At 61.9% G+C, this 5,570-nt stretch carries 7 protein-coding genes and 1 pseudogene; 3 read left to right on the forward strand and 5 right to left on the reverse strand.

Annotated elements, in window-relative coordinates:
* From JCM12296_RS32075 to JCM12296_RS42890, 5 genes and pseudogenes are all read right to left on the reverse strand, one after another.
* A partial coding sequence (locus JCM12296_RS32075; RefSeq protein ID WP_218188389.1) for a molybdopterin-dependent oxidoreductase occupies positions 1-2,123 on the reverse strand: 2,123 nt, incomplete at its 3' end.
* Between the two features lie 70 nt (positions 2,124-2,193).
* Positions 2,194-2,259: pseudogene (locus JCM12296_RS51090) on the reverse strand (hypothetical protein); the annotation flags it as partial.
* Positions 2,256-2,882 carry a 4Fe-4S dicluster domain-containing protein gene (locus JCM12296_RS32080; RefSeq protein ID WP_157068092.1) on the reverse strand — a complete coding sequence of 209 codons (627 nt, stop codon included), beginning with the start codon at positions 2,880-2,882 and terminating at the stop codon, positions 2,256-2,258. The pseudogene JCM12296_RS51090 and the gene JCM12296_RS32080, both read right to left, overlap by 4 nt.
* Before the next feature lie 159 nt (positions 2,883-3,041).
* Positions 3,042-3,656 carry a transglutaminase-like domain-containing protein gene (locus JCM12296_RS42885; protein ID WP_218188390.1) on the reverse strand — a complete coding sequence of 205 codons (615 nt, stop codon included), beginning with the start codon at positions 3,654-3,656 and terminating at the stop codon, positions 3,042-3,044.
* The gene (locus tag JCM12296_RS42890; protein WP_218188391.1) at positions 3,632-4,051 is read right to left on the reverse strand and encodes a hypothetical protein; all 420 of its coding nucleotides are present in this window, start codon (positions 4,049-4,051) and stop codon (positions 3,632-3,634) included. The genes JCM12296_RS42885 and JCM12296_RS42890 overlap by 25 nt, the downstream gene beginning before the upstream one ends.
* A gap of 29 nt (positions 4,052-4,080) precedes the next feature.
* Between JCM12296_RS42890 and JCM12296_RS39320 the strand changes: the two genes are divergently transcribed.
* The 3 genes from JCM12296_RS39320 to JCM12296_RS32095 form a co-directional block, all read left to right on the forward strand.
* Positions 4,081-4,254, forward strand: coding sequence for a hypothetical protein (locus JCM12296_RS39320; RefSeq protein WP_157068093.1), 174 nt, complete (start codon positions 4,081-4,083; stop codon positions 4,252-4,254).
* A gap of 60 nt (positions 4,255-4,314) precedes the next feature.
* On the forward strand, positions 4,315-5,061 hold the full coding sequence (locus JCM12296_RS32090) for a hypothetical protein (protein WP_054701686.1): 747 nt from the start codon (positions 4,315-4,317) through the stop codon (positions 5,059-5,061).
* Between the two features lie 150 nt (positions 5,062-5,211).
* Positions 5,212-5,570: substrate-binding domain-containing protein (locus tag JCM12296_RS32095; RefSeq protein ID WP_172684221.1), on the forward strand; the 359-nt coding region annotated here is incomplete at its 3' end.

The raw sequence follows: 5,570 nt of genomic DNA on the forward strand, positions 1-5,570 counted from the left end.
GCCGGCGGCAGTTTGGCTCCGGCGGCGATGTTGGCAAAGGCCCGCAGGTAGAAATCCTCGGCCCGCAACAGATCGTGCCGGCCGCCATTCGCATCGGCGATCGCGGCCTTGCCGAAACCCGGAAGATTCAAATGGGTTGCCAGATCGATCAACAGGGTCTCGGTGCAGATGGGGCGTCCGTCCGGGGTCTTGTCGGTCAGCGGTTCGATCATGGGGCTGCGGATGCCGGTGAAGGAAAGACCCGGCGCATGGGGGGTGAGCCAGCCGTAATGGCCTTCGGCGAAACTCAGGTCGGGAACGATGTAATCGGCGTAGATGTTGGATTCGTTCACGGCGATGTCGATGGAGACGTGCAAGGGGACCTTGTCGGGATCGGCCAACGTCTCCTTGAAGCGATAACCGCCGGGAATCGAGTAGACCGGGTTGAAGAGATAGGTGAAGAGGACCTTGGCAGGGTAGGGATACTGCTGGTCGATACCGCTTAAGGCCTCCACGCACAGCCCGCCCTTGGTGAAGGCGAACCACGGGCGCCGGGCCGGGTAGCCCGAACCGGTCTGGTCCTTTTTGCGGCGGTATTCGGCGGACTTCTCGTAGACCGCCTTCTCGCGCGAAATGGCCACACCACCGGCCTTGATGCTGCCGGCAACCGTCTTGAGGTCGTAAAGACCGCCGGTCGGTTTACCGCATCCGCCGCCACCGGTGAGATACCCGCCCTTCATGTTCACGCTGCCCACCAGGGCATTCAAGGCGGCCACGGCAAAAGCCGCATAAGTGCCGTTCACATAGTTGCCGGCGCCGTGGTATTGGGTGACGGCCGCGCGTGTGCCATGGGATGAGAACTCGCCGGCGACCCGTTCGATCTGGGCCAGGGGGACGCCGCAGATGACGGCATAGTCGCCGAGATCATGGGCAAGGGCCGCTTCCTTGAGCAGTTGATAGGCGGTTTTGACCCGGATGGGGTTGCCGAAGTAATCCTTGACGATGGCTTCGCGTTCTAGGTCGGCCCGATCCGTGGACAGGGCCGAGATCGGCATTTTCCCATCCCGGGTGAAGACCATGCGGTCCTCGGCGGCGTCTCCGCCCAGGGCGGGGTCCAAATGGCGAGCGCGCAGGAACCGGCCGTCGTCCGCATGGCCGGGGTCGCAGATTACCAGATGGCTGGCGTTGCACAGCACCCCGTAGCCCCGCTTTTTGACCGCCGCGGGGTTGGGGGCGCTGAGGTAGTCGCGGTTGATGCGATCATTTTCCATCATCCAGCGGATCATGGCCATGGCCAGGGCGCCGTCCTTGCCCGGCTTGACGGCCAGCCAGTCGCTGGCATGGGCCGAGGCCCGCGTGGCCCTCGGATCGGCGATGGAAAAGGCCAGCTTGCCATCGGCCCGCCGGCGCGCCACCATGGCCCCGTAGGTGTTGATCCCGGGCTGCAACGCCTCGTAGATGTTGGCCCCGAAGACCAGAATGTAGTCGGCGTTTTTCGGATCGGCTTTCAACTCCACGGCCTTGCCGTCACTCAGGGCGAAGTTGCCCATGCGGAAGCCCAGGCCGCAGATGTCCGTGTGGCCGATGCGGTTGCGCGAGCCCACGCTCTGCTTGACGAAGCGGTCGATGAATTCCTTGCGGCCCGACTGCAGCCGACCGGTGAGGAAGACCAGTCCGTTGCGCTTGGACCCGAGCGACGGATCCTCCGGATCGATGGGCGCGTCGCTGATCAGCTCACCGATGCCCGGCACCCGGCGATTCTCGCCCAGGTGCTGGAAAAGGGCACCACCCTCGGCGATTTCGCGGATCAGGTCCGGCCAGGCGATGGGTTCGAACTGTCCCGACCCCCGGGGACCGGAACGCTTCAGGGGCGTGCGCAGGCGATAGGGGCTGTAGATGTGCTGGGGCGTATCCAGGGCCTTGCCGCACACCGGGCTGGGGACCGCCAGGGATTGGTCCAGGGGCGTATCGTAGGCGATCGGCGTAAACTGCATGTTGTAGGGGTGGTAGGGATTGCCCGAGATGTTCACCAAGCGGCCGTCCTGGACCACGCCGCGCACGCCGCAACGGGCATTGCAGGCCAGACAGACCGAATGAACGGTGCGGGTTCCCGGTGTTTGGCGGGTGGCTGCGGCCTGCTGCACCCAACGGGGGATCGAAGGGCGCCTCGGCGGCTTTGGTGGGCGATGCTGAACCGACGCACAGGGCGGCAGCCGCCCCGCCGGCTTTGATGAAATGGCGTCGGCTGACGGTGAAAACATGGCGCGTTTGATGGCTCATGATGATTGTCCCTCCTGGCCGGTGCCGTAAAAAAGCACCGCTGATCGGCGGTCCGCGTTGGGCTGCGTTTTTTTCAGGGCTTCAAGGTAGTCGGCGAATTCGCCTTCGGGTCGGTCAAAACGGCCGAAAATCCGCGCACCCGGCGAGCAGTTTTCCACACAGGCCGGGACCAGGCCCTCGGTCAGGCGGTTGATGCACAGATCGCACTTGTCCACGCGTCCGGCAAAGCGGGGATCGGCGAAGCGCGCGTCATAGGGGCAGGCGTCGATGCAGGCGCCGTTACCATCGCAGCGGCGCCAGTCGGTGAGAACCAGACCCGACGGATGGACGAAGGCCGCGCCGGTGGGGCAGGCCGCGACGCAGGGTGGATCGGCGCAGTGAACGCAGAGGTTGGCGGTAAAGGCAATGCGTGTTCCAGCCGCCTCGACGATTTCGCGTGCGGTAATGCGGGTGTTGAATTCATCGGGTGCCGTTTGGTTTTGCAGCTTGCAGGCCACCATGCAGGATTGGCAGCCGGTGCAGCGGGACAGGTCGATGATCATGCCCCAGCGGGCCGTGCCGTTCGGGGAAAGGCATGGGCCGCCCCAGCGGTCAACCAGCCGCCGGCTCCGATGCAGAGCCACAGCCCGTTTTTGATGAATTGTCTGCGGGTTTCCATGATAGGATCCTTATCGGTCATGATAGGAAAACCCGGGGGAGGGTGTCCACCCGGGTTTTCGCGCGTTCGTGGGGAGCATGGGGTTTCGGCATCCCATGGGGCATGCCGCCAAAACCCCAGCGGCCTATTTGTCCAGTTCGAATTCCACCTTGTAGCTGAAATTGGCCGGGTCAAAGTAGTTGAGCATCTTGCCGTCCACCTGGGCGGCCGGATACATGAAGTAGTTGATCTTCTCAGGCGCGCCGATAAGCTCGGCGCCGCGGGCATTTTTCTCCAGCAGCAGGCGGAAGAGGTCATCCCCGCCCCAGAAGAACTTGCGCCAGTCGCCGGCATCCTTGAGTTCGAGCTTGTGGACCAGCATCATCTTGCGCACGTCCGCCGGATCCACCATCACCCAGCCGGTGCCGGGCAGGTAGAATTCCGCCCAGCAGTGAAATCCGCTGGTCACATCGCCGTTTTTGGGCGTCGCCAGCCGCAGACCGTAGACGTCCCGGGCGGGAATGCCCGCCGCGCGCGCCAGGGTGACGAATACCGTGCTCAGGTCGGCACATTTGCCGCCGCCCTGGCACTGGTTGAGAGTCCGCAGGGGCTGGCCCAGGCCGCAGCCCTTGACCGCGGGATCGCGGAAGGTGTTTTCCACCACCCAGTCATAAACCGCCTTGGCTTTTTCCAGGGTGCCGGTCTTGCCCTGGGTGACTTTTTCGGCGATGGCTTTCATCTCGGGGGCGTCGGCCGGCACGAAGGCCGTCGCTTGAGGTATTCCTGAACCAGTTCGGGAAAAGCGCCGCCGTTGTCTGTGATGGCGGTATTGCGGCGATCCCGCTGGGCAATATGAAAGCGCATCACGCAGGTGGGCGCCTTGGCCGGTTTCTGCCAGTTGGCGTAGAGGTAGACCGCTTCGGATGCCGGATCGCGGTAGACGGCGGATTCGCTGTAGTTGCCACTGACGTCCATCTTGTCGATGGTCTGAAAGGCATCGCTCATGGGGTAGGGGATCCAGACAGTCACGGTTTCGGTGTTTTCCGTGATTTTCGGCGTGATCGTGAAGGTCAGGGTTCCCGACGGAATGGTGCCGGCCATCGCCGTGGTGGCCAGCAACAGCAGCGCAGTGATAAAGCCGATCTTTTTCATCATGGGCTCCTTCTTTCTTGGAAAAAGGGTGATTGGATAAACAGCCTCCAAAACAGGAATGCGAATCACTACTTTTAGATGAGAAGCGTCTATCAGGCAAAAATATAATATCTATTGGCTGTGCGATGGAGATTGGAAAAATCCATCTAACGGTGGCGGCCTTTCCGGATGCGACTCGTCAGGGGATCGCTGGCATGTTAAACTGAAATGAATGAACCCTCCCACGCCGGCCGCGGCATGGGAGTCAAATAAGATGGACACCAACCATGACACCGGTTACCGATGCCCGTATTATCGCTGCCGTCGAGGCTTTTTTTCATCGACCGGACGTGTGCGGCAGCATGGACCTGCTCCGCCGCCGGCTTCCTGATACGGCCCGGATCGGTGTGGCCGGCGGTGCCCTGCGCAACCTGATAATCGGCCTCTTGCATGGCAGTGCGCCGCCCACGCGGGACATCGATCTTTTCGTCGGCGGCGTGAAACGGCATTTCGCCCTGTCGGCCCTGTTGCGCGACCAGCCCACCGAATCCACCGGGCTTGGGGGCTTGCGCTGGCGTCCGCCGGGTTCAGCCTTCGTCTATGACCTGTGCCTGCTGCCCAATTTTGTGGTGATCAAGACCTTCCATCTCGGCGCGACCTTCGAAAGTCTTTTGGCTAGTATCGATTTTACCGTCAACGCGATCCTCTACGACGATTACCAACGGACCTTGACCGAAAATGGCTGCATCGGCGCCATCCGCCACCGCATGATCGATTTCAACAGTACCCTGATCCCCGGCAAGTGCCTGATCGCCTACCGTATGCTGCTGATCGGCCATAAGACCGGGTTCGCCTTCGCAAGGCCGGTATACCAATTTCTCAAGCAACAGCTGGACCCGGAAACGCTGACGCAGTTGAAACGCGTGTTGCGCGCCAAGGTGGGTAAAGTGGTGGCCGCCGCGATCCTGGCCGGACTCGATGCCTTGTGCCGGACGCCGACCTATGAGGCGTATCTTCTCATGCGAGGTTTGTGAGACATTTTTCCTATCAAGAATTCCAATGATGTGATCGAGAATCGATTCAAATTAAGAATTTGACCTGCCGCCAGCTTCATGCTTAAGGAGCCCACTTTATCCTGTCCCGGCGTTTGTTTACTCATTTTGCCTGAGGGGAACCAAACAGTGATGACCAGTAAAGCCCATCCACTGAGCCGGCGCACATTCCTTACCGGCGCGGCCACCACGATCATGGGGGCGGCTCTTTCAACCAACGCTCGTGCCGCCCAGTTTAAAACCACCTCCATCCAGGTCTGGTCCTGCGGCGGCCTGGCCGAGGCCTTCCGGCCGGCCAATGCGCGCTTCAAGGAGAAGACCGGCGTGGATGTGGCCTACACCGGCGCCTTTGCCGCCGCCCTGGGTAAATCGCTCCTGGGTAGCGCCACCACCGACGTGTTCGGCGCCCGGGTGTTGGGCCTGGCCCAGAAGTTGCGCCAGACCGGCAAGATGGTCTACTTCAAACCGTTGTGCTTCACCCGCTACGTGCT

The organism is Desulfosarcina cetonica JCM 12296 (assembly GCF_001311845.1).
GTDB lineage: Bacteria > Desulfobacterota > Desulfobacteria > Desulfobacterales > Desulfosarcinaceae > Desulfosarcina > Desulfosarcina cetonica.